The organism is Streptomyces sp. NPDC002076, from assembly GCF_053593835.1.
Window position 1 is genome coordinate 145,619 of the sequence record NZ_JBSFDI010000009.1, and the last position, 21,020, is coordinate 166,638.

A 21,020-nucleotide genomic window follows, 5' to 3' on the forward strand; every position below is an offset into this window, starting at 1 on the left:
CATGCGTCTCAGAAGAGTTCTGCCGTACGGCCTCGCCGCGGCCCTCGCACTGCCCCTGGCCGGGCTCAGCCAGGGCACCGCCCTCGCCGCCACCGACTACCAGGCCGAGGACGCCCTGATCTCCCAGGGTGCCGTCGCGACGAACCACACCGGCTACACGGGCACCGGATTCGTCGACTACACCAACATCAAGGGCTCCTATGTGGAGTTCACGGTCAGCGCGGCCGCCGCCGGGCCCGCGTCGGTCACCCTGCGGTACGCCAACGGCACCACCGCCGACCGGCCGATGGACCTGTCCGTCAACGGCACCGTCGTCGCGCCCGCGATCTCCTTCCCGGGCACGGCCGACTGGAACACCTGGGCGGCCAAGTCCGTCAACGTCACTCTCAAGGCGGGCAGCAACAAGATCCGGGCGACGGCCACCACCGCGAACGGCGGCCCCAACCTCGACCGCATGAGCCTCGGCACGCCGTCCGACACCCAGGCCCCCACCCGCCCCGGGCAGCCCTCCTGCTCGGACATCGGCGAGGACCGCCTGACCCTGGCCTGGGGCGCGTCGACGGACGACGTGGGCGTCGCGGCGTACGACCTCTACGAACACGGCAACAAGATCGGCGAGGCGCCGGGCGACGCGACCTCGAAGACACTGACCGGGCTCGCCCCTAACACCACCTACGACCTCACGGTCATCGCCCGTGACGCGGCCGGCAACACCTCGCCCGCCAGCCCGGTCATCGACTGCACCACCAGGCCCAGCTCCGACACCACACCGCCGACCGCGCCCGGCACCCTGCACACGGCCAATGTCACCTCGAACACGGTCGACCTCACGTGGGGCGCCTCGACCGACGACCACGCGGTCACCGCCTACGACGTGCGCAGCGACACCACCGTCTACAAGACCGTCACCAGCGGCACGTCCACCACGCTCACCGGGCTCGCCTGCGACAGCCCGTACAGCCTGAACGTCGTCGCCCGTGACGCCGCCGGCAACGTCTCCGCGCCGAGCAACACGGTCTCCTTCACCACCAGGGCCTGCGCCACCGACGGCGGCGTCCCCTCCTCCATCGCCACCCTCTCCACCGGCTGGACCATCCCCTGGGGCACCTACTGGCTGCCCGACGGCCAGTCCGCCCTGGTCACCGAGCGGGACGACTTCCGGGTCTGGAAGCTGACCAGGAGCGGCACGAAGACCCAGGTGGGCACGGTGCCCAACGCCGTCACCACCAACGGAGAGGGAGGGCTGCTCGGCGTCGCCGTCGACCCCAAGTGGGAGACCGACCACTACGTGTACTTCATGCACACCGCCGCCGAGGGCAACCGGGTCGTCCGCATGACCTACGACGGCACGACGCTCAGCGACTACAAGGTGCTGCTCCAGGGCATCAAGAAGAACCGCTACCACAACGGCGGACGCCTCGCCTTCGGCCCCGACGGCTACCTGTACGTCTCCACCGGCGAGGCCCAGCAGCCCGATCTCGCGCAGGACAAGAACTCCCTCAACGGCAAGGTCCTGCGCATGACCACCGACGGCAAGCCGGCCCCCGGCAACCCCTTCGGCAACTACGTCTACTCCTTGGGCCACCGCAACCCGCAGGGCCTCGCCTTCGACCGCAACGGCAGGCTCTGGGAGGCGGAGTTCGGCAACAGCTCCAAGGACGAACTCAACCTCATCAAGCCCGGCGCGAACTACGGCTGGCCCACCTGCGAGGGCAGCTGCAACGTCGCCGGCATGACCAACCCCAAGGCCACCTGGAACGTCTCCGAGGCCTCACCGAGCGGCATCGCCATCGTCCGCAACGTGATCTACATGGCGTCCCTGCGCGGCGAACGCCTGTGGCGGATCCCCATCAACGGCGACACCGAGAGTGTCGGCACCCCGAGCGCGTACTACGTCGGCACCTACGGCCGGCTGCGTACGGTCACCAAGGTCCCGGGCACCGACCAGCTGTGGCTGTCCACCACCAACTGCGACAACAACGGGGGTGCCGCCGACGGCTCGGACAAGATCTTCAAGGTGACGATCAGCTGACGCCCCGTCAGGAGGGTCACGTCCGGTAGAGGGCCTCGACCTCGTTGTCGTACGCCTTCTCGATCGCCTTCCGCTTCAGCTTCAACGACGGTGTCAGCAGGCCGTGTTCCTCGGTGAACGGCTGCGCCAGTATGCGGAAGGTACGGATCGACTCGGCCTGGGAGACGAGGGTGTTGGCGGCGACCACCGCCCGCCGCACCTCCGTCTCCAGGTCCGGGTCGCGCACCAGTTGGACCGGGGTCATCCGCGGCTTTCCGCGCATCTGCAGCCAGTGCTCGACGGCCTCCTGGTCCAGGGTGACCAGGGCGGCGATGTAGGGGCGGTCGTTGCCGACGACGATGCACTGGTTGACCAGCGGATGCTCGCGGACCCGCTCCTCCAGCACCCCGGGGGAGACGCTCTTGCCGCCGGAGGTCACCAGGATCTCCTTCTTGCGGCCGGTGATGGTCAGATAGCCGTCGTCGTCGAGCGCACCGAGGTCGCCGGTGGCCAGCCAGCCGTCGTGCAGGGTCTCGTCGCTGGCCTTCGGGTTGTTCAGATAGCCCTGGAAAACGTTTCCGCCGTAGAGCCAGATCTCCCCGTCGTCGGCGATGTGCACGGTCACGCCGGGGATGGCCTGGCCGACGGTGCCGTAGCGGGTGCGCTCGGGCGGGTTGGCGGTCGCCGCGGCCGTCGACTCGGTCAGGCCGTAGCCCTCGTAGATCTGCACGCCGGCGCCCGCGAAGAACAGGCCCAGCCGGCGGTCCATCGCGGAACCGCCGGACATCGCGTTGCGGATCCGGCCGCCCATCGCCGCGCGGACCTTGGAGTACACGACCTTGTCGAAGAACTGGTGCTGCATGCGCAGCCCCGCCGACGGGCCGGGCCCGGTGCCCCACGCCTTGGCCTCCACGGCCTCCGCGTACTTCACCGCGATGTCGACCGCCTTCTCGAACGGCCCCGACTTGCCTTCCTTCTCCGCCTTCCGGCGGGCCGAGTTGAACACCTTCTCGAAGATGTACGGCACCGCGAGGATGAACGTCGGCTTGAACGCCTGCAGGTCGGGCAGCAGGGCGGCGGCGTTCAGCTGCGGCTGGTGCCCGAAGCGGACCCCGCCACGGATCGCGGCGACCTCCACCATCCGCCCGAAGACGTGCGCGAGCGGCAGGAACAGCAGGGTGGAGGCCTCGTCGTCCTTCTTGGTCTGGAACACCGGCTGCCACCGCTGGATCATGGTGTCCGCCTCGTACATGAAGTTGGCGTGCGAGAGGACACAGCCCTTGGGGCGGCCGGTGGTGCCCGAGGTGTAGATGATCGTGGCGACCGAGTCCGGGGTGACCGCCTGCCGGTGCCGGTGCACCAGCTCGTCGTCCAGATGCGCCCCGGCGTCGTACAGCTCCTGCACACAGCCCGAGTCCAGCTGCCACAGCTGGCGCAGCTGCGGGAGCCGGTCGATGACCGTGGCGATGGTCATCGCGTGGTCCTCGTGCTCCACGATCGCCGCGGACACCTCGGCGTCGTACAGCATCCAGAAGCACTGCTCGGCCGAGGAGGTGGGGTAGACGGGCACCACCTGGGCGCCGATCGACCACAGGGCGAAGTCGAACAGGGTCCACTCGTAGCGGGTGCGGGACATGATGGCGACGCGGTCGCCGAAGCGGACACCGCGCGCGAGGAGGCCCTTGGCGAGGGCCATGACCTCGTCGCGGAACTCGGTGGAGGTCACGTCCCGCCACTGCCCGGCGGCGTCCTTGCGGCCGAGAGCGACGTGTGTCGGGTCCGTCCGGGCATGCTCGAAGACCACGTCGGCCAGACCGCCCACCGGCGGCGCCGTCGTGAGCGGCGGGTTGGTGAACTCGCGCAAACCTCGCTCCCCGATCCTCGCTGCTTGGTCATGCCCGTGACGCTCGGCACAGCGCGGTGAAAGCTACCCCACGCCGTCACCGGGCGGGAGGGGGTAGGAAACCCAGCAAACCTCACGTTTCCCCCGGGCGGTGCCCGGAAAATGCCCGCACATGGGGAAGGGCCGGACATGATACTGACGGGTCAGTAAGTTTCGGTGCCGTAATCTCCACCGAATCTGTACGCGGGGATTACGGCGCACACCGTATCGATCGACGCATACGAGGCAGGGTCCGAGCCGGAAGCGGGAGGGTGGCGGGGGGCCGGCCGCGCCGTTCCCGGGTCGAGCAGCTGACGGATCCGGTGCTGCGCCGACCGGCCTCAGCCGACCCGCCGCCGCAGCCGCTCCCCGCCCGCGAGGACGGCCGTGGCCAGCGCGTTCGCCGCTTCCTCCGCCGCGCCCCGGCGCCGGCCGTGGACGAGGACGAAGTCGACCTTGCCCAGGTCGGGCAGCCCGGCACGGTCCGGCAGGCGGAACAGGCCGGGCGGGATCAGGCGCCGGGAGTGGGCCATCACGCCGAGTCCGGCGCGGGCCGCCGCGATCAGTCCGTTGAGGCTGCCGCTGGTGCACACGATCCGCCAGCCGCGGCCCTCGCGCTCCAGCGCCTCCAGCGCGCGGGCCCGGGTGATGCCGGGCGGCGGATACACGATCAGCGGGACGGGCCGGTCCGCGTCCAGGCGCAGCCGCTCGGCGCCGATCCACACCAGGTCGTCGCGCCAGACCAGTTCTCCCCGGGGATCCTCCGGGCGCCGCTTGGCCAGCACCAGGTCCAGCTTCCCGGCGGCCAGTTGTTCGTGCAGGGTGCCGGACAGCTCCACGGTCAGCTCCAGGTCGACCTCCGGATGGTCGTAGCGGAAGGCCTCCAGGATCTCCGGCAGCCGGGTGAGCACGAAGTCCTCGGACGCCCCGAAGCGCAGCCGGCCGCGCACCCGGGTGCCGGTGAAGAACGCCGTCGCCTGCTCGTGGACCTGCAGGATCCGCCGGGCGAAGCCCAGCATCGCCTCGCCGTCCTCGGTCAGCTCCACCGAATGGGTGTCCCGGCTGAACAGCTGCCGCCCGGTCGCGTCCTCCAGCCGGCGCACATGCTGGCTGACCGTGGACTGGCGCAGCCCCAGCCGGCGCGCGGCCTGCGTGAAACTCAGCGTCTGGGCCACGGCGAGGAAGGTGCGCAACTGCGTCGGGTCGTACACGACAGGCAGCCTAACCCGATATTGCACTTCATGATGACAGTCAGAGCGGCATGTGGGATTCCCGATCAGCGGTTCGAAGAGGACGATGGACGGGGGCCCTGCGGGCCCGCGAACGAACGCACATGAATCGGAGCACCGTGAAACGCCTGCGCTGGCCGAGTTGGATGCCGATCGACCCGTACATCGTCCTGCTGATCGGGACCGTCGGCCTGGCCGCGCTGCTGCCGGCCCGGGGCACCGCCTCCGACGTGGCCTCGGGCGCGTCGACGGCCGCGATCGCCTTCCTCTTCTTCCTCTACGGCGCCCGGCTCTCCACCCGGGAGGCGCTGGACGGGCTGCGCCACTGGCGGCTCCATGTGACCGTGCTGGTCTGCACCTTCGTCCTGTTCCCGGTGCTCGGGCTGGCGGCGCGCGGTCTGGTTCCGGTGCTGCTGACCCAGCCGCTCTACCAGGGCCTGCTGTTCCTTACGCTGGTGCCGTCCACGATCCAGTCGTCCATCGCGTTCACCTCGATCGCCCGCGGAAACGTCCCGGCGGCGATCTGCGCGGGCTCCTTCTCCTCGCTCATCGGCATCGTCGTCACCCCGCTGCTGGCGGCGGGGCTGCTCGGCAACAGCGGGGGCGGGTTCTCCGCCGACTCGCTGGTCAAGATCGTGCTCCAGCTGCTGGTGCCGTTCCTCGCCGGGCAGGTGCTGCGCCGTTGGATCGGCGGCTTCGTCGCCCGGCACCGGAAGGTGCTCGGGCTGGTCGACCGCGGCTCGATCCTGCTGGTGGTCTACACCGCCTTCAGCGAGGGCATGACCCGGGGCATCTGGCACCAGGTCAGCCCCGCCCGGCTCGGCGGACTGCTCGTCGTCGAGGCCGCCCTGCTCGCCGTGATGCTCCTGCTGAGCTGGTACGGCGGCAAGGCGCTCGGCTTCGGCCGGGAGGACCGGATCGCCATCCAGTTCGCCGGGTCGAAGAAGTCCCTCGCCTCCGGGCTCCCCATGGCCAGTGTCCTGTTCGGCGCGCACGCCTCGCTCGCCGTGCTGCCGCTGATGCTGTTCCACCAGATGCAGCTGATGGTGTGCGCGGTCATCGCCAAGCGCCGGGCCCGGGACCCGCAGGAGGCTCCGCGCGCCGGCGCCGGCGCGTCAGCCCCTCACCCGGTCCAGGGGCAGCCACAGGACCGTGTCCTTCGGTGACCTCAGCGCCTTCGGGTCCGCCAGCTCCGCGTCGGTGAGCGCCCGGTCCCAGACATGCACCTCGTCGATGGCGCCGGTGAAGAAGGCCCGGCTGTCCATGCGCTGACCGATGTGCACGCCGAAGGGGGAGTTACGGCTGACCGACCCCGGGATGTCGGCGACGGACGTCTCCGTACCGTCGACGAACAACGACAGCCGGCCCCCGCCCCGGCGCAGCACCAGGTGATGCCACTGCCCGTTGTTGTACGCGGTGTCCGTGCGCACAGAGGCGGTCTGCGGCGCGAGCGCCCCGTTCCGGACCGTGATCAGCCCCTGGATCCGGTTGTTCGCCGGCTCCCCGCGCACCCACACCTGCGGCTGGGTGGTGCCGATCCCGCCCATCCACAGCAGTGGCTGCTCCCCGGTCGTGGCCGTGTACCGGAACCACAGGGACGCCGTGAAGTTCTTCGTCCCCAGCGGCAGCCGGCTGCGGAAGGGCAGGCGTACGGCGTCGTCGGTGCCGTCGAACCGCAACGCGCCGCCGAAGACCCCGTCCGTCTCCTCGGCGCCGCCGAGCACCGCGGCCGGGCGGGCGTGCGGGGCCAGGTCGGCGGTGACCGGGTCGGGGCCGCGGCGCGGGGCGAGCCAGTCCTCGGTGAAGCGGGCGAAGCGGATCTCGTCGCGCGCGTCGACCGCGCCGCCCTCGTAGACCAGGCCCACCGTGTCCGCGTCGGCGCGGACCAGGTCGGAGTAGCCGGACCAGTCCGTGGTGACGACGGTGCCGCGGTCCACGCTGTCCCAGGTGCGGCCGCCGTCGTAGGAGGAGCGGATCATCATCGTGCGCCGCCGGTCGGGGTCGGCGGGGCAGGCGAGCAGGATGCGGTCGCCGAGGCGCAGCATCGAACCCTGGACCTGCGGGGCGTACAGGTCGGGCAGGTCGTGGAAGGGCGCGGTGAAGCTGCCTCCGCCGTCGCGGCTGACCGCCTGGGTGCGGTGGCCGAGGTCGGTGCCGTCCTGCTCCCGGCCGCTGACCAGGATCGAGCCGTCGCCGCGCTCGGCGAGGGTCAGCTCGGACGGCTTCTGCCGGAAGGTGCCGTCGTCGGCGATGGGCCAGGTGTCGGTGGCGCCGATCCGCCAGTGGCCGCCGTGGTCGTCGCTCACGATCAGCGCCGCGTGGTTGGCGGTGACCCGGCTGCCGTCCCAGGTCTCGGTGTTGACCCCGAAGACCAGCCGGCCCGCGTACCGGCCCCTGGTGAGCTGGATGCCGTGCGCCGGCCCGGTCGCGTACCAGGAGTTCCAGTCGGCGGGCAGGATCTCCGGGCTCAGATCGCGCGGCACGGACCAGGTCCGGCCGTCGTCGTCGCTGTACTGGAGGTGCGGGGTGCGGTCGCAGGGGACCGAGCAACTGGCGCTGTCGGTACGGCCGGTGTTGTACGTCTCCGCGAGCCAGACCCGGCCTGTCTCCCGGTCCACGATCGGTGCCGGGTTGCCGTGTGTGTCACCGGCGCCCTCGTTGACCACCTGCAACGGGCCCCAGGTGCGGCCGCCGTCGGTGGAGCGCTTGAGCACGATGTCGATGTCGGCGGCGTCCCCGCAGTTGAGGACCCGGCCCTCGGCGAACGCCAGCAGGGTGCCGTCGGTCGTCTTCACGATCGCCGGTATGCGGAAGCAGGCGTAGCCGGGGTCCTGGGACGCCCTGAAGAGGATCTGCTGCTCGAACTCGGGGGCGCTCGCGGGGGATTGGGCATGTGCGGGGTGGGGGGTTGCGAGCGGCACCAGGAGCAGTGCCGCCGTGGTGAGGGCGGTGGCGAATGCGGCTCTGAGACGGGCGCGTAGACCTGACGGCATGGTGCGACCTTGCCCTTCGTCGGCCGGACATCTGGACATCGGGACATCCCATGTCCAACGTGCGCCCCATCGAAGGTAGTTCGGGCCAGGTCGCCTCACAAGAAGCGTGCAGCACATGGAGACCGCGACGGGCCTACGGGCACAGCACGACCTTGCCCAGATTGGCCCGCCGCTCGATCACGTCATGTGCCTTCGCCGCGTCCTCCAGCGCGAACTCGGCGTGCACGGCGGGCTTCAGGGTGCCTTCGGTGAACAGCCGCCACAGCTCCTGGCGCCACTGCTCGTACAGATCCGGCCGGCCGCGGGCGATCAGGGCCATCTGGAATCCGATCACCGACTTGGCGCCCACCAGCAGGTCGTACGCCTGGATGGTGCCGCCGCCCGAGCTGTAGGCGACGAGGCGGCCGTGCGGGGCCAGGGCGGCGAGGGCGGGGGTGAGCAGCTCACCGCCGACGGCATCCAGGACGCAGTCGACTGGATCTCCCCAGCCGTCGTCGCCGTACCGAACACAGTCGTCCGCGCCGAGCGAGCGGACGAACTCCGCCTTGCCCGGGTCGGACACGGCCCCCACAACCCGTCCCGCCCCCCGCGCCCGCGCCAGCTGCACCGCCAGGTGGCCGACCCCGCTCGCCGCCGCGGTGACCAGCACCGCCTCGCCCGGCACCGGGCGCGCCGCCGCCAGCGCACCGAGCGCCACCAGGCCGCTGCGCACCAGCGCGACCGCGTCCACGGCGTCGGCGCCGTCCGGTATCGGGGAGGCCATGGCCTCGTGCAGCAGGGCGAAGTCGGCGTACCCGTGCCCGAAGCACAGCCCGGTCACCTGCTCGCCCGGCCGGAAGCGGGTGACGCCCTCGCCGACCCCCACCACCTCGCCGGCGATCTCGCCGCCGAGCGCGATCGGCTCGGCGGCCTCGGTGACCTTGCGGACCACGGGCAGGGTGACGCCGATGGCCGCGCAGCGCACCAGCAGCTCCCCGGGGCCGGGCTCGGGGACAGGCGCCTCCTCCAGGAAGAGCGGGCCGGCGGTGGATTCATATCGGACGCGACGCATCGCACACACCTCCGCACCGGGCACGCCCGGCGCATGGATCGTCGGGAGAACCTACGAACTCGTTGGGAGTCCCAACGATAGCGAAGATTCATGGGGAGCTCCAACGATTTCTCCGTTAGGCTGCGGGCATGGCCGAAGCACGCCTGCCCGCGATCCGCTCCCTGCCCAGCTGGCTCCTCGGCCGCGCCGCCGCCCGGGGCCGTTCCCTGGTCGCCGACGCCCTCGCCGTCGAGGGGCAGAAGATGTGGCACCACGTGGTCCTCTCCGCCGTCCGCGACCTCCAGCCCGTCGCCCAGGCCGACCTCGGCCGCAGCGTGGGCCTGGACCCCAAGGACCTGGTCGGCGTGCTCAACGACCTTCAGTCCGCCGGCCATGTCCTGCGCGCCCCCGACCCCAAGGACCGGCGCAAGAACGCCGTGTCCCTCACCGGCGACGGAGCCCGCCTCCTCGCGCGCTGCGAGAAGGCCGCCCGTGAGGCCAACGACGAGCTGCTCGCCCCGCTGTCGGCCGCCGAACGGGATCAGTTCATGGGCCTGTTGATCCGGATTTCCGGCACGGACGGCTGACGGCGGCTAACGTTCCGTCATGACCGCAGCCCCCGTCCTCGATCCGCAGCGCACCGCCCTGGTCCTCGTCGACCTGATGGAACGCATCGTCGCGCTGCCCCTGGAACCCCGCAAAGGCACCGAAGTGCTGGCCACCGCACAGGAGTTGGCGCACACCTGCCGCACCGCCGGGGCACCCGTCGTCCTCGTCCGGGTCGAACGCCCCACTGTCGCCGAACAGCCGCCCGGCAGCGGACTCGTGCCCGGCCTCGCCGGACCCGGCGACCTGGAGGTGGTCAAGCGGACCATCGGCGCCTTCCAGGGCACCGGCCTGGACGAGCACTTGCGCGAACGCGGCGTCACCACCCTGGTGTTCGGCGGCATCGCCACCAACCTCGGCGTCGAGTCCACCGCCCGCGCCGCCGCCGACCTCGGCTACGAACTCGTCTTCGTCGAGGACGCCATGGCCGCCTTCACCGCCGCCGAGCACGAGGCGTCCGTACGCCTCGACTTCCCCCGGCTCGGCACGGTGGTGACCGCCGCCGACGTACGCCTCACCCCCGCCTGACCTCACACCAGCGTCCCGCCCCCGTCCACGACCACCACCGAACGATGTACGCACCCCGCTCCGCGAGGAGGGCCTGGAGCTGCGGCCCTGTACCACGAGTCCCGCCTGGTGATGCTCCCGGCCACCGGCCTGGGCGGCGGGCCGCCGCTCACCTCTGATCACGCCGTTCGCCGAAGCGGCGCAGTCCCTCGGCTGAGGCGGGGCCCGGCGGCGCAGGGGGCGCTCCCCGCCGGCCCGGGCCCCGCCGCCGTGCCGCGAGCAGGCCCCTCAGCCCTGGGCGGCCGCCTCCCGCAGGGCGATGCGGTCCTCGCCCGCGTACACGTTCATCGAGCTGCCCCGCAGGAAGCCCACCAGGGTCAGACCCGTCTCCGCGGCCAGGTCCACCGCCAGCGACGACGGCGCCGACACGGCAGCCAGCACCGGGATGCCCGCCATCACGGCCTTCTGCGCCAGCTCGAACGAGGCCCGTCCGGAGACCAGGAGGATCGCCCGCGACAGCGGCAGGCCGCCGCTCTGCAGCGCGCGCCCGACCAGTTTGTCGACCGCGTTGTGCCGGCCCACGTCCTCCCGTACGTCCAGCAGCTCGCCGTCCTCGGTGAACAGCGCCGCCGCGTGCAGGCCCCCGGTCCGGTCGAACACCCGCTGGGCCGCCCGCAGCCGGTCGGGGAGGCTCGCCAGCAGCTCCGGGGCGACCCGGACCGGGGGAGTGTCGGCGATCGGGAAGCGGGCCGTCGTGCGTACGGCGTCCAGGCTGGCCTTGCCGCACAGACCGCACGATGAGGACGTGTAGACGTTCCGCTCCAGGGTGAAGTCCGGCAGGGCGACGCCGGGTGCGGTCTTCACGTCGACCACGTTGTAGGTGTTCGAGCCGTCCACCGTCGCACCCGCGCAGTAGACGATGTTCTGCAGATCGTCCGCGGTCGCCAGCACGCCCTCGCTGACCAGGAACCCCGCCGCCAGCGCGAAGTCGTCGCCCGGTGTGCGCATGGTGATCGCGAGCGGTTTTCCGTTGAGCCGGATCTCCAGGGGTTCCTCGGCGACGAGTGTGTCCGGCCGGGTGGACAGCGCCCCGTCCCGGATGCGGAGGACCTTGCGTCGTTCCGTGACTCGTCCCATGTCCTGATCAGCCCCGGTTCTGTACGTGCTGGTAGCCGAAACGGCCCTTGATGCAGAGATTGCCGTGGGTCACCGGGTTGTCGTGCGGCGAGGTGACCTTCACGATCTCATTGTCCTGCACATGGAGCGTGAGGGTGCAGCCCACTCCGCAGTACGCGCACACCGTGGACGTCTCCGTCTGCCGTGACTCGTCCCAGGTGCCCGCCGCCCGCATGTCGAACTCCGTCTTCGGCGCGAGCGCCCCGGTCGGACACACCTCGACGCAGTTCCCGCAGTACACGCACGCCGAGTCGGTGAGCGGCGCATCGTGCTCGACGGCGATCCGCGCGTCGAAACCCCGCCCGGCGACCGAGATCGCGAAGGTGTTCTGCCACTGGTCGCCGCAGGCGTCGACGCACTTGTAGCACAGGATGCACTTGCCGTAGTCGCGCACGTACAGCTCGTTGTCGATTCTGGGCTGCTCGTTCAGCCGGGCCGCGCCCAGGCCGAAACGGTCCGGCTTCGCGTCGTACTCCTTGATCCACTCGGCCGCGTTCGGTGTGGCCGACAAGTCGACAGAGGAGGCGAGCAGCTCCAGGACGATCTTCCTGCTGTGCCGGGCGCGCTCGGTGCCGGTGCGGACCTCCATCCCCGGCTCCGCCGTGCGCGAGCAGGCCGGCACCAGCGTCCGCGAGCCCTCGACCTCCACCACACACACCCGGCAGGCGTTCTTCGGCCGCAGCGTGTCGCCCTGGCACAGCGTCGGGATGTCCTTCCCCACGGCCCGGCAGGCGTCCAGGACGGTCGAGCCCTCCGGCACCCGCGCGGGCTCGCCGTCGATGGTGCACTCCAGCAGCCGGCGCGGGATCCCCAGCGGTGTGACGGTCATGCGTACGCCCCCAGACGGTCGATGGCGGATTCCACGGCGTTCCACGCGGTCTGCCCCAGACCGCAGATCGAGGCGTCCCGCATCGCCCGGCCGACCTCCCGCAGCAGGGCGATGTCGTCGGCGGCCGCGGCCCCGGTGCGCTCGGCGATCCGGCGCAGCGCCTCCTCCTGCCGCACGGTCCCGACCCGGCACGGCACGCACTGCCCGCAGGACTCCTCCCGGAAGAACTCGGCGATCCTGAGCAGCAGCCGGGGCAGCGGCACGCGGTCGTCGAAGGCCATCACCACACCCGAGCCGAGCGTGGTGCCCGCCTCACGGGTGCCCTCGAAGGTCAGCGGGATGTCCAGCTCGTCGGGCCGTACGAACCCGCCCGCCGCGCCGCCGAGCAGCACCGCGCGCAACCCCTCCCGGACCCCGGCCAGTTCGAGCAGTTCGCCGAGCGTGGCGCCGAAGGGGAGTTCGTAGACGCCGGGCCTGGCCACGCTCCCGGAGACGCAGTACAGCTTCGGCCCGGTGGAGCGTTGGGTGCCGATCGCCGCGTACGCCGGGGCGCCCATGGTCAGGATCGGCAGGACGTTGACCAGTGTCTCCACGTTGTTCTCGGCGGTCGGCTTGCCGAACAGGCCCTTCTCCACCGGGAACGGCGGCTTGGAGCGCGGCTCGCCCCGGTACCCCTCGATGGAGTTGAACAGGGCCGTCTCCTCGCCGCAGATGTACGCCCCCGCGCCCCGCCGGATCTCGATGTCGAAGGCGTACCCCTGGCCGAGGACGTCGTCCCCGAGGAAGCCACGCGCGCGTGCCTGCCCGATCGCGTGCTCCAGGCGGCGCAGAGCGCGCGGGTACTCGCCGCGCAGATACAGGTAACCCTGGTGGGCGCCGGTCGCGTACGCCGCGACGGTCATCGCCTCGATCAGCGCGTACGGGTCGCCCTCCATGAGCACGCGGTCCTTGAAGGTGCCCGGCTCGGATTCGTCAGCGTTGCAGACGAGGTAGTGCGGGTGGTCGGGCTGGGAGGCCGTGGCCTGCCACTTGCGGCCGGTGGGGAAGGCGGCGCCGCCGCGGCCCACCAGGCCGGAGTCGGTCACCTCGCGGATGACTCCGGCGGGCCCGAGCGCGAAGGCCCGGCGCAGGGCGGTGTAGCCGCCGTGCGCGCGGTAGTCGTCCAGCGAAGCCGGGTCGACGACACCCACCCGCCGCAACAGGACGAGGCCCTCCTGCCCCGCCTGGGGTACGGCCGTCGCCGCCGACGGCTCCTCCGGCGCCGAGTCCGGCGCGCCGGCCGCCCGTACGGCCTCGTCCACGGTCGCCGGTGCCGCCACCGCGGTACGCGCCGGATCGCCCGCCCTGACGGCGAGGGCGGCCGGAGCGCGCTCGCACAGGCCCAGGCAGGGGCTGCGCTCGACGCTCACCCCGCTGCCGAGACGTCCCTCCAGGCCGGTGCGGAGCGCGTCGGCTCCGGCTGCCGTGCAGGCCAGGTCGGTGCACACGTGCAGCACGGTCGCCGGGCGGGGCCGTACGGAGAACATCGCGTAGAAGGTGGCGACCCCGTAGGCCTCGGCCGGCGGTACGGTCAGCCGACGGCACAGATAGCCGAGGCCGCCCTCGCTGATCCAGCCGACCCGGTCGTTCAGGGCGTGCAGCCCCGGCAGCAGCAGATCGCGCCGGTTGCGGGCCGCCCGGCCGCCGCGCGCCCACCTCAGGTCGGCGTCGCTGCGGTCGGCGCCCTCCCAGGAGGACTCGGGCGGGCCCAGCAGGGCGTCCACGGCGGCCCGTTCCTCGTCCGTCGGCTTGCTGTCGCCGAAGTGCAGATCCACCAGGTCACCTCACGATGGTCGCGACGGGGAGCTTCTCGATCCGGATCGCCGACGCCTTGAACTCCGCCGTCCCCGCGATCGGGCAGTTCGCCTCGATCGTCAGCCGGTTGGTGTCCACCTCGTCGGGAAAGTGCATGGTCATGAAGGCCAGCCCGGGCCGCAGCGCGGTGTCGACCCACACCGGCGCCGTCACCGACCCGCGCCGCGAGGTGACCCGTACCTCCTCGCCGACCACGACCCCGTACCGCTCGGCATCCTCCGGGCACAGCTCGACGTACTCGCCGCGCCGCAGCGGGGAGGCGAAACCGCCGCTCTGCACACCGGTGTTGTACGAGTCCAGGCGCCGCCCGGTGGTCAGCCGGATCGGGTACTCCTCGTCGGTGAGATCCACCGGCGGATCGTGCCGCACCAGCCCGAACGGTGCCGGCACACCCCGCAGGTCCGGGTCGGACTCCCACAACCGGCCGTGCAGATACGTCGGTTCGAGCCGGTCCGTACTGGGGCAGGGCCACTGGATGCCCCGGTGCTCGTCCAGCCGCCGGTACGTCATCCCGTAGTGGTCCGGGGACACCGAGCGCAGCTCGTTCCAGACCGCCTCCGCGTCCGCGTACTTCCAGTCGTGGCCCAGCCGGGCCGCCAGCTCGCAGATGATGTCGATGTCCTCGCGGGCCTCCCCGGGCGGGGTGACGGCACGCCGTACGCGCTGCACCCGGCGCTCACTGTTGGTGGTCGTGCCCTCGGTCTCCGCCCACCCGGCGGTCGCCGGCAGCACCACGTCCGCGAGCTCGGCCGTCTTCGTGAGGAAGATGTCCTGCACGACGAGGAAGTCCAGCGCCTTCAGCCGCCGTACGGCCTGCTCGCTGTCGGCCTCCGACTGCGCCGGGTTCTCCCCGACGCAGTACACCGCCCGCAGACTCCCCTCCTCCATCGCCTCGAACATCTCCGTCAGGTTCAGCCCGTAGTGCGGCTGGACGACGGTGTCCCAGGCGGATTCGAACTTCAGCCGGACCTCGGGGTCGAGGATGTCCTGGAAGCCGGGCAGCCGGTTGGGGATCGCCCCCATGTCGCCGCCGCCCTGCACGTTGTTCTGCCCGCGCAGCGGCTGCAGCCCGGAGCCGTAGCGGCCGACGTGGCCGGTGAGCAGGGACAGGTTGATCAGCGCGCGGACGTTGTCGGTGCCGTTGTGGTGCTCGGTGATGCCGAGCGTCCAGCACAGCTGGGCTCGCTCGGCCCGGGCGTAGGCGTGCGCCAGCTCGCGTATCGCGCGGGCCGGTACGCCGGTGACCTTCTCGGCGAGCGACGGCGTCCACGGTTCGACCAGCGCGCGGTACTCCTCGAAGCCGGTGGTCGCCCGCTCGATGAACGCCTCGTTGGCGAGGCCGGCCCGGATGATCTCGCGGCCGATCGCGTGCGCCATCGGGATGTCGGTGCCGACGTTCAGCCCGAGCCAGCTCTCCGCCCACTCGGCGGTGGAGGTGCGCCGCGGGTCGACCGCGTACATCCGGGCGCCGTTCCTGATCCCCTTCAGCACGTGCTGGAAGAAGATCGGGTGCGCGAAACGCGCGTTGGACCCCCACATCACGATGACGTCGGTGTGCTCGATCTCCTCGTACGACGACGTGCCCCCGCCGGAGCCGAACGCCGCCGACAGGCCCGCCACGCTCGGGGCGTGACAGGTGCGGTTGCAGGAGTCGACGTTGTTGGTGCCCATGACGACCCGGGCGAACTTCTGCGCCACGTAGTTCATCTCGTTGGTGGCGCGGGCGCAGGAGAACATCCCGAACGCGCCCCGGTTGCGTTCCAGGCCCCGGGCCGCCCGGTCCAGCGCCTCCTCCCAGCTCGCCTGCCGGAAGGGTTCGTCCCGGGAGTCGCGGACCAGTGGGTGGGTCAGCCGGATGTAGGTCTTCGGTTGCCGTTTCCTCATGCGGCGCTCCTCAGCGCGAGCAGGTCCGAGATGGCGTGCACGGTGCGCAGGGTGGGCACCTCGACGCCGGTGATCTCCGCGAGTTCGACGACGGCCGCGAGCAGCACGTCCAGTTCCAGCGGCTTGCCGCGCTCCAGGTCCTGGAGGGTGGAGGTGCGGTGGTCGCCGACGCGTTCGGCGCCGGCGAGCCGGCGTTCGACGGAGACGCCGACCGTGCAGCCGAGGGCCTCGGCGACCGAGAGCGTCTCGCGCATCATCGTCTCGATGACCCGGCGGGTGCCGCCGTGCAGACACATCTGCCGCATGGTGGCGCGGGCCAGGGCGCTGATCGGGTTGAAGGAGATGTTCCCGAGCAGCTTGACCCAGATGTCACCGCGCAGGTCGGGCTCCACCGGGCACTTGAGCCCGCCGGTCCGCATGGCCTCGCCGAAGTCCAGACAGCGCGGGGAGATGCTGCGGTCGGGCTCGCCGATGGAGAACCGGGTGCCTTCCAAGTGCCGTACGACGCCGGGGCCTTGGAGTTCGGTGGCGGCGTAGACGACACAGCCGACGGCGCGCTCGGGGGCGAGGACGCGGCTGACCGCGCCGTCCGGGTCGACGCTTTCGAGGCGGTGGCCGTCGTAGGGGCCGCCGTGCCGGTGGAAGTACCACCAGGGGATGCCGTTCTGCGCGGCCACCACCGCGGTGCGCTCGTGCAGCAGCGGTGCGATCAGCGGCCCGCACGCCGCGTACGCGTGGGCCTTCAGGCCGAGGAAGACGTAGTCCGCCGGGCCGACCTCGCCGGGATCGTCGGTGGCGTGGGGGTGCGCGGTGAAGTCGCCGCGCGGGCTGAGCACACGTACTCCGTGCTGCCTCATGGCCGCCAGATGCGGTCCACGGGCGATCAGATGCACATCGGCGCCGGCGCGGTGGAGCGCGGCACCGACGTAGGCACCGATGGCGCCGGCGCCGAGAACTGCCACTTTCACGGGAGCACTCCGTTCGGTTTGAGGGATACCGCGGAGGTGTCGGGGGAAGGGCCGCCGCGAGACGCTCGTCGGCTCCTGAATGTCGGCTGAATGCTGTCGACGAAATATTGTCTACAGTATGGAATGAGCCTCGGCAAGGGTTCGCGCGGCGACCGTTGAGCGCCTCCCGGATACCGTTCACCGCATACGGTCGACCGCGTCCTTCTCAACTCCCGCTCCCGGCCCTACCGTCCGCGGGCATGAGCCCCCCTCTCGCACCCCCGGGCTGGAGCCGCTGGCTCGTTCCGCCCGCCGCCCTCTCCGTCCATCTGTCGATCGGACAGGCCTACGCCTGGAGCGTGTTCAAGCCGCCGCTCGAATCCGCGCTCCATCTCGACGGCACCCAGAGCGCGTTGCCCTTCCAGCTGGCGATCGTGATGCTCGGGCTGTCCGCCGCGTTCGGCGGCACGCTCGTCGAACGCAACGGGCCGCGCTGGGCCATGACCGTGGCCCTCGTCTGCTTCTCCTCCGGCTTCCTGATCTCCGCGCTCGGCGCCCAGACGAAGCAGTACTGGCTGATCGTCCTCGGCTACGGCTTCGTCGGCGGGATCGGCCTCGGCATCGGCTACATCTCGCCCGTCTCCACCCTGATCAAGTGGTTCCCGGACCGTCCCGGCATGGCCACCGGCATCGCCATCATGGGCTTCGGCGGCGGCGCCCTGATCGCCTCGCCCTGGTCGGCGCAGATGCTCTCCTCCTTCGGCACCGACCACTCCGGGATCGCGCTCGCGTTCCTGGTGCACGGTCTGGCGTACGCGGTCTTCATGACGCTCGGCGTACTCCTCGTGCGTGTGCCCCGCGGGGACACGCCAGGCGCGGACGCGAGCGGGCCGAGCTCCGTCGCCGGTGTGCAGGTGTCCGCCAACAGCGCGCTGCGCACCCCGCAGTTCTGGCTGCTGTGGATTGTGCTCTGCACGAACGTGACCGCCGGCATCGGCATCCTGGAGAAGGCCGCCCCGATGATCACGGACTTCTTCGCGGACAGCTCCACCCCGGTGTCGGCCTCCGCGGCCGCCGGTTTCGTCGCCCTGCTGTCGGCGGCCAACATGGCCGGCCGCATCGGCTGGTCGTCCGCCTCCGACCGCATCGGCCGCAAGAACATCTACCGCTGCTACCTCGGCGTCGGCGCGCTGATGTACCTGCTCATCGCGCTGTTCGGGGACTCGGCGAAACCGCTGTTCGTCCTGTGCGCCCTCGTGATCCTGTCCTTCTACGGCGGCGGCTTCGCGACGGTCCCCGCCTATCTGAAGGACCTCTTCGGCACCTATCAGGTCGGCGCCATCCACGGCCGGCTGCTCACCGCCTGGTCCACCGCGGGTGTGCTCGGGCCGTTGATCGTCAACTGGATCGCGGACCGGCAGAAGGAGGCCGGGAAGCACGGCCCGGCGTTGTACGGGCTGTCGTTCGGCATCATGATCGGCCTGCTCGTCGTCGGCTTCGTCGCCAACGAACTCGTCCGTCCCGTCCACACCCGCCACCACATCCCCGTACAGAGGGAGGCCGCAGATGCCCAGCGACAGCAGCCCGCCTAGCCGGCGGGGCCTGATCGCCCTGGCCTGGCTGTGGGTGGGGGCGCCCCTCGGCTACGGGGTGTACGAACTCGTGCAGAAGGCGACGCAGCTGTTCACAGGGTGAATGCTCGGGCGTCCGAGGGTCTGCGGGAAGCCGACAACTCGGGCGCCCGATTCCTGTGGCTTCACCTGCCGTCGTACCCGTGGGTCATTGATCAGACTGGTGGATCCCGCTACCCACGGCCACGAGGGGAATCCCGCCATGAACGGCTCGCGCATCGCCGCCATCGGTCACTACCAGCCCGCCCGGGTACTCACCAACGAGGACCTGGCCGGGATGGTCGACACGAGCGACGAGTGGATCCGCAGCCGGGTCGGCATCCGGACCCGGCACATCGCCGGACCCGACGAGCCGGTCGACGAGCTGGCCGCGCACGCCGCCGCCAAGGCCTTCGCCGCCGCCGGTCTGACCCCCGGCGACATCGACCTCGTCCTGGTCGCCACGTCCACGGCGATCGACCGTTCCCCGAACACCGCCGCACGGGTCGCGGCCCGGCTCGGCATCCCGCAGCCGGCCGCGATGGACGTCAATGTGGTGTGCGCCGGCTTCACCCACGCGCTGGCCACCGCGGACCACACCGTCCGGGCCGGCGCGGCCACCCGTGCGCTGGTCATCGGCGCCGACAAGATGTCCGACGTCACCGACTGGAGCGACCGCACCACCTGTGTCCTGGTCGGTGACGGGGCCGGGGCCGCCGTGGTGGAGGCCTGCCCGGCGGGGGAGGAGCCGGGGATCGGGCCGGTGCTGTGGGGGTCGGTGCCGGAGATGGGGCACGCCGTGCGGATCGAGGGCACCCCGCCGCGGTTCGCGCAGGAGGGGCAGAGCGTCTACCGCTGGGCCACCACCCAGCTCCCGGCCATCGCCCGCGGCGCCTGCGAACGGGCCGGCGTGGCCCCCGAGGACCTCGCCGGAGTCGTCCTGCACCAGGCCAACCTGCGCATCATCGAGCCGCTGGCCGAGAAGCTCGGCGCCGTCAACGCCGTCGTCGCCCGCGATGTCACCGAATCCGGCAACACCTCCGCCGGGAGCATCCCGCTCGCCTTCTCCAAGCTGCTCGAACAGGGGGCACTGAGCAGCGGCGACCCGGTGCTGCTGTTCGGTTTCGGCGGCAATCTCTCCTACGCGGGGCAGGTCGTACGCTGCCCGTGAGCGGCGCAGTGAAGCTTGCTTGAAGTGGGCGCGAACAGGCCTGGATGTTGTGCACCGTAGACTGTAGACAAAAGACAATCGATACTGAGCGTCCAGCGTGCACACGCCAGACCTGCCCAGGAGGGGGACCGCGATGTTGTCGACCGGACTGCCGCAGGGGGCGGTGCCCAAGCTGGAACGCCCCGGGCCGCTGCGAGAGCGCGTCTACGAGGCGCTGCTGGAGCTCATCACCACCCGCGCGCTGCAGCCCGGCCAGCATCTGGTCGAGAGCGAGCTCGCCGGACACCTCGGTGTCTCCCGGCAGCCGGTGCGCGAGGCGCTGCAGCGGCTCAACACCGAGGGCTGGGTCGATCTGCGGCCCGCGCAGGGCGCGTTCGTGCACGAGCCGACCGAGGAGGAGGCCGACCAACTGCTCACGGTCCGCACCCTGCTGGAGGCGGAGGCGGCCCGGCTCGCCGCCCTGCACGCCGGCGCCCCGGGGGTCGGCGCGCTGGAGGAGCTGTGCGCCGAGGGCGAGAAGGCCGTCGCCGCCGACGAGGTGGACCGCGCGGTCGCCCTCAACGCGGCCTTCCACGCCAAGATCATGGAACTCGCCGGCAACGCCGTCCTCGCCGAACTCGCCGCCCAGGTCGACCGCCGGGTCCGCTGGTACTACACCCCGGTGGCCCGCCAGCGCGGACGCCAGTCCTGGATCGAGCACCGGGAACTGATCACCGCGATCGCCGCCCGCGACGAACAACGGGCCGCCCAGCTGATGCGCACCCACACGGAACACACCCGCCGCTCCTACCATGACCGCAACGGGTCCTGATCACACGGGTTCCGCCACCCGGTGGAGGCCGTCCGGGCCGCCGCGCACGACCGCGCCTCCACCACCGGCATGACCACCACCCTGGCCACCACCAGCAGGAGTTCACCGCGGACCGGCCTACGAACGCGGGTCAGCGTGAGCGCGGCGTCGGCCGCCCGGAGGCGGACAGGCCGCAGTCGCGGGGCCGTTCGGAAGGCTGAGTGGGGTGCGAGGAGGTGCGTCCCCCGGCCAGCGAGCGGCGTCGCCGGTCCCGGTTGCGGGTGCTGGGCCGGATGGCCGAGGGTCTTCTTGATGCCGGCCTACGAACGCGGGTCAGCGTGAGCGGGGCGTCGGCCGCCCGGAGGCGGACAGGCCGCAGTCGCGGGGCCGTTCGGAAGGCTGAGCGGGGTGCGAGGAGGTGCGTCCCCCGGCCAGCGAGCGGCGTCGCCGGTCCCGGTTGCGGGTGCTGGGCCGGATGGCCGAGGGTCTTCTTGATGCCGG

17 protein-coding genes are annotated in these 21,020 nt (G+C 71.5%); 8 read left to right on the plus strand and 9 right to left on the minus strand.

Annotated features, from left to right (window positions below):
- The first annotated feature begins 1 nt into the window (after nucleotide 1).
- Entirely contained in the window at nucleotides 2–2,032 is a 2,031-nt protein-coding gene (locus tag ACWCQS_RS20770; protein WP_451005774.1) for a PQQ-dependent sugar dehydrogenase, read from the plus strand.
- Between the two features lie 16 nt (nucleotides 2,033–2,048).
- Here ACWCQS_RS20770 and ACWCQS_RS20775 read toward each other — a convergent pair whose 3' ends face one another.
- Nucleotides 2,049–3,875, minus strand: coding sequence for an AMP-dependent synthetase/ligase (locus tag ACWCQS_RS20775; RefSeq protein WP_451005775.1), 1,827 nt, complete (start codon nucleotides 3,873–3,875; stop codon nucleotides 2,049–2,051).
- A gap of 359 nt (nucleotides 3,876–4,234) precedes the next feature.
- A complete protein-coding gene (locus tag ACWCQS_RS20780) occupies nucleotides 4,235–5,104 on the minus strand; it encodes a LysR substrate-binding domain-containing protein (protein ID WP_451005776.1) in 870 nt (289 codons plus the stop codon).
- 137 nt (nucleotides 5,105–5,241) lie between these two features.
- Between ACWCQS_RS20780 and ACWCQS_RS20785 the strand changes: the two genes are divergently transcribed.
- Nucleotides 5,242–6,288, plus strand: coding sequence for a bile acid:sodium symporter family protein (locus ACWCQS_RS20785; RefSeq protein ID WP_451005919.1), 1,047 nt, complete (start codon nucleotides 5,242–5,244; stop codon nucleotides 6,286–6,288).
- Here ACWCQS_RS20785 and ACWCQS_RS20790 read toward each other — a convergent pair.
- Together ACWCQS_RS20790 and ACWCQS_RS20795 are read right to left on the minus strand one after the other, a co-directional pair.
- Nucleotides 6,238–8,115 (minus strand): exo-alpha-sialidase, encoded by a 1,878-nt coding sequence (locus ACWCQS_RS20790; protein ID WP_451005777.1) that lies wholly within the window; start codon nucleotides 8,113–8,115, stop codon nucleotides 6,238–6,240. The two genes, ACWCQS_RS20785 and ACWCQS_RS20790, sit on opposite strands and share 51 nt — an antisense overlap.
- Before the next feature lie 133 nt (nucleotides 8,116–8,248).
- The gene (locus ACWCQS_RS20795) at nucleotides 8,249–9,166 is read right to left on the minus strand and encodes a quinone oxidoreductase family protein (RefSeq protein WP_451005778.1); all 918 of its coding nucleotides are present in this window, start codon (nucleotides 9,164–9,166) and stop codon (nucleotides 8,249–8,251) included.
- Between the two features lie 128 nt (nucleotides 9,167–9,294).
- Here ACWCQS_RS20795 and ACWCQS_RS20800 point away from each other — a divergent pair, with 128 nt between their 5' ends.
- The gene (locus ACWCQS_RS20800; RefSeq protein ID WP_451005779.1) at nucleotides 9,295–9,732 is read left to right on the plus strand and encodes a MarR family winged helix-turn-helix transcriptional regulator; all 438 of its coding nucleotides are present in this window, start codon (nucleotides 9,295–9,297) and stop codon (nucleotides 9,730–9,732) included.
- Nucleotides 9,733–9,751: 19 nt separating this feature from the next.
- A complete protein-coding gene (locus ACWCQS_RS20805; RefSeq protein ID WP_451005780.1) occupies nucleotides 9,752–10,279 on the plus strand; it encodes an isochorismatase family protein in 528 nt (175 codons plus the stop codon).
- Between the two features lie 267 nt (nucleotides 10,280–10,546).
- Here the strand turns inward: ACWCQS_RS20805 and fdhD are convergent, their stop codons facing one another.
- From fdhD to ACWCQS_RS20830, 5 genes are read right to left on the minus strand one after another with little or no spacing between them, the layout of a single operon-like run.
- Complete coding sequence (gene fdhD / locus ACWCQS_RS20810; RefSeq protein WP_451005781.1) at nucleotides 10,547–11,395, minus strand: formate dehydrogenase accessory sulfurtransferase FdhD; 849 nt, start codon at nucleotides 11,393–11,395, stop codon at nucleotides 10,547–10,549.
- Nucleotides 11,396–11,402: 7 nt separating this feature from the next.
- Complete coding sequence (locus ACWCQS_RS20815) at nucleotides 11,403–12,263, minus strand: 2Fe-2S iron-sulfur cluster-binding protein (protein WP_451005782.1); 861 nt, start codon at nucleotides 12,261–12,263, stop codon at nucleotides 11,403–11,405.
- Nucleotides 12,260–14,077: an NADH-ubiquinone oxidoreductase-F iron-sulfur binding region domain-containing protein gene (locus tag ACWCQS_RS20820; protein ID WP_451005783.1), complete on the minus strand. Its 1,818-nt coding sequence runs from the start codon at nucleotides 14,075–14,077 to the stop codon at nucleotides 12,260–12,262. Before ACWCQS_RS20820 ends, ACWCQS_RS20815 begins: the two co-directional genes overlap by 4 nt.
- A 4-nt stretch (nucleotides 14,078–14,081) precedes the next feature.
- Nucleotides 14,082–16,001 (minus strand): molybdopterin oxidoreductase family protein, encoded by a 1,920-nt coding sequence (locus ACWCQS_RS20825; RefSeq protein ID WP_451005784.1) that lies wholly within the window; start codon nucleotides 15,999–16,001, stop codon nucleotides 14,082–14,084.
- Nucleotides 15,998–16,969, minus strand: coding sequence for a 2-dehydropantoate 2-reductase (locus ACWCQS_RS20830; RefSeq protein WP_451005785.1), 972 nt, complete (start codon nucleotides 16,967–16,969; stop codon nucleotides 15,998–16,000). The genes ACWCQS_RS20825 and ACWCQS_RS20830 overlap by 4 nt, the downstream gene beginning before the upstream one ends.
- Before the next feature lie 239 nt (nucleotides 16,970–17,208).
- Between ACWCQS_RS20830 and ACWCQS_RS20835 the strand changes: the two genes are divergently transcribed.
- The 4 genes from ACWCQS_RS20835 to ACWCQS_RS20850 all read left to right on the plus strand — a co-directional run bounded on the left by ACWCQS_RS20835 (nucleotide 17,209) and on the right by ACWCQS_RS20850 (nucleotide 20,540).
- Nucleotides 17,209–18,540, plus strand: coding sequence for an OFA family MFS transporter (locus tag ACWCQS_RS20835; RefSeq protein WP_451005786.1), 1,332 nt, complete (start codon nucleotides 17,209–17,211; stop codon nucleotides 18,538–18,540).
- On the plus strand, nucleotides 18,515–18,643 hold the full coding sequence (locus ACWCQS_RS20840) for an MFS transporter small subunit (protein WP_351803529.1): 129 nt from the start codon (nucleotides 18,515–18,517) through the stop codon (nucleotides 18,641–18,643). Before ACWCQS_RS20835 ends, ACWCQS_RS20840 begins: the two co-directional genes overlap by 26 nt.
- Nucleotides 18,644–18,781: 138 nt before the next feature.
- Nucleotides 18,782–19,729, plus strand: a complete 948-nt coding sequence (locus tag ACWCQS_RS20845; protein WP_451005787.1) for a beta-ketoacyl-ACP synthase III — start codon at nucleotides 18,782–18,784, stop codon at nucleotides 19,727–19,729.
- A 133-nt stretch (nucleotides 19,730–19,862) separates the two neighbouring features.
- Nucleotides 19,863–20,540: a GntR family transcriptional regulator gene (locus ACWCQS_RS20850; protein ID WP_450984378.1), complete on the plus strand. Its 678-nt coding sequence runs from the start codon at nucleotides 19,863–19,865 to the stop codon at nucleotides 20,538–20,540.
- Nucleotides 20,541–21,020 lie beyond the last annotated feature (480 nt).

Bases quoted from the DNA above. Each gene is read 5' to 3' on its own strand.
- fdhD (WP_451005781.1), bottom strand. From the start codon at position 11,395: ATGGGACGAGTCACGGAACGACGCAAGGTCCTCCGCATCCGGGACGGG.
- ACWCQS_RS20825 (WP_451005784.1), bottom strand. From the start codon at position 16,001: ATGAGGAAACGGCAACCGAAGACCTACATCCGGCTGACCCACCCACTG.
- ACWCQS_RS20835 (WP_451005786.1), top strand. From the start codon at position 17,209: ATGAGCCCCCCTCTCGCACCCCCGGGCTGGAGCCGCTGGCTCGTTCCG.
- ACWCQS_RS20790 (WP_451005777.1), bottom strand. From the start codon at position 8,115: ATGCCGTCAGGTCTACGCGCCCGTCTCAGAGCCGCATTCGCCACCGCC.
- ACWCQS_RS20840 (WP_351803529.1), top strand. From the start codon at position 18,515: ATGCCCAGCGACAGCAGCCCGCCTAGCCGGCGGGGCCTGATCGCCCTG.
- ACWCQS_RS20800 (WP_451005779.1), top strand. From the start codon at position 9,295: ATGGCCGAAGCACGCCTGCCCGCGATCCGCTCCCTGCCCAGCTGGCTC.
- ACWCQS_RS20815 (WP_451005782.1), bottom strand. From the start codon at position 12,263: ATGACCGTCACACCGCTGGGGATCCCGCGCCGGCTGCTGGAGTGCACC.
- ACWCQS_RS20845 (WP_451005787.1), top strand. From the start codon at position 18,782: ATGAACGGCTCGCGCATCGCCGCCATCGGTCACTACCAGCCCGCCCGG.
- ACWCQS_RS20770 (WP_451005774.1), top strand. From the start codon at position 2: ATGCGTCTCAGAAGAGTTCTGCCGTACGGCCTCGCCGCGGCCCTCGCA.
- ACWCQS_RS20850 (WP_450984378.1), top strand. From the start codon at position 19,863: ATGTTGTCGACCGGACTGCCGCAGGGGGCGGTGCCCAAGCTGGAACGC.
- ACWCQS_RS20805 (WP_451005780.1), top strand. From the start codon at position 9,752: ATGACCGCAGCCCCCGTCCTCGATCCGCAGCGCACCGCCCTGGTCCTC.
- ACWCQS_RS20795 (WP_451005778.1), bottom strand. From the start codon at position 9,166: ATGCGTCGCGTCCGATATGAATCCACCGCCGGCCCGCTCTTCCTGGAG.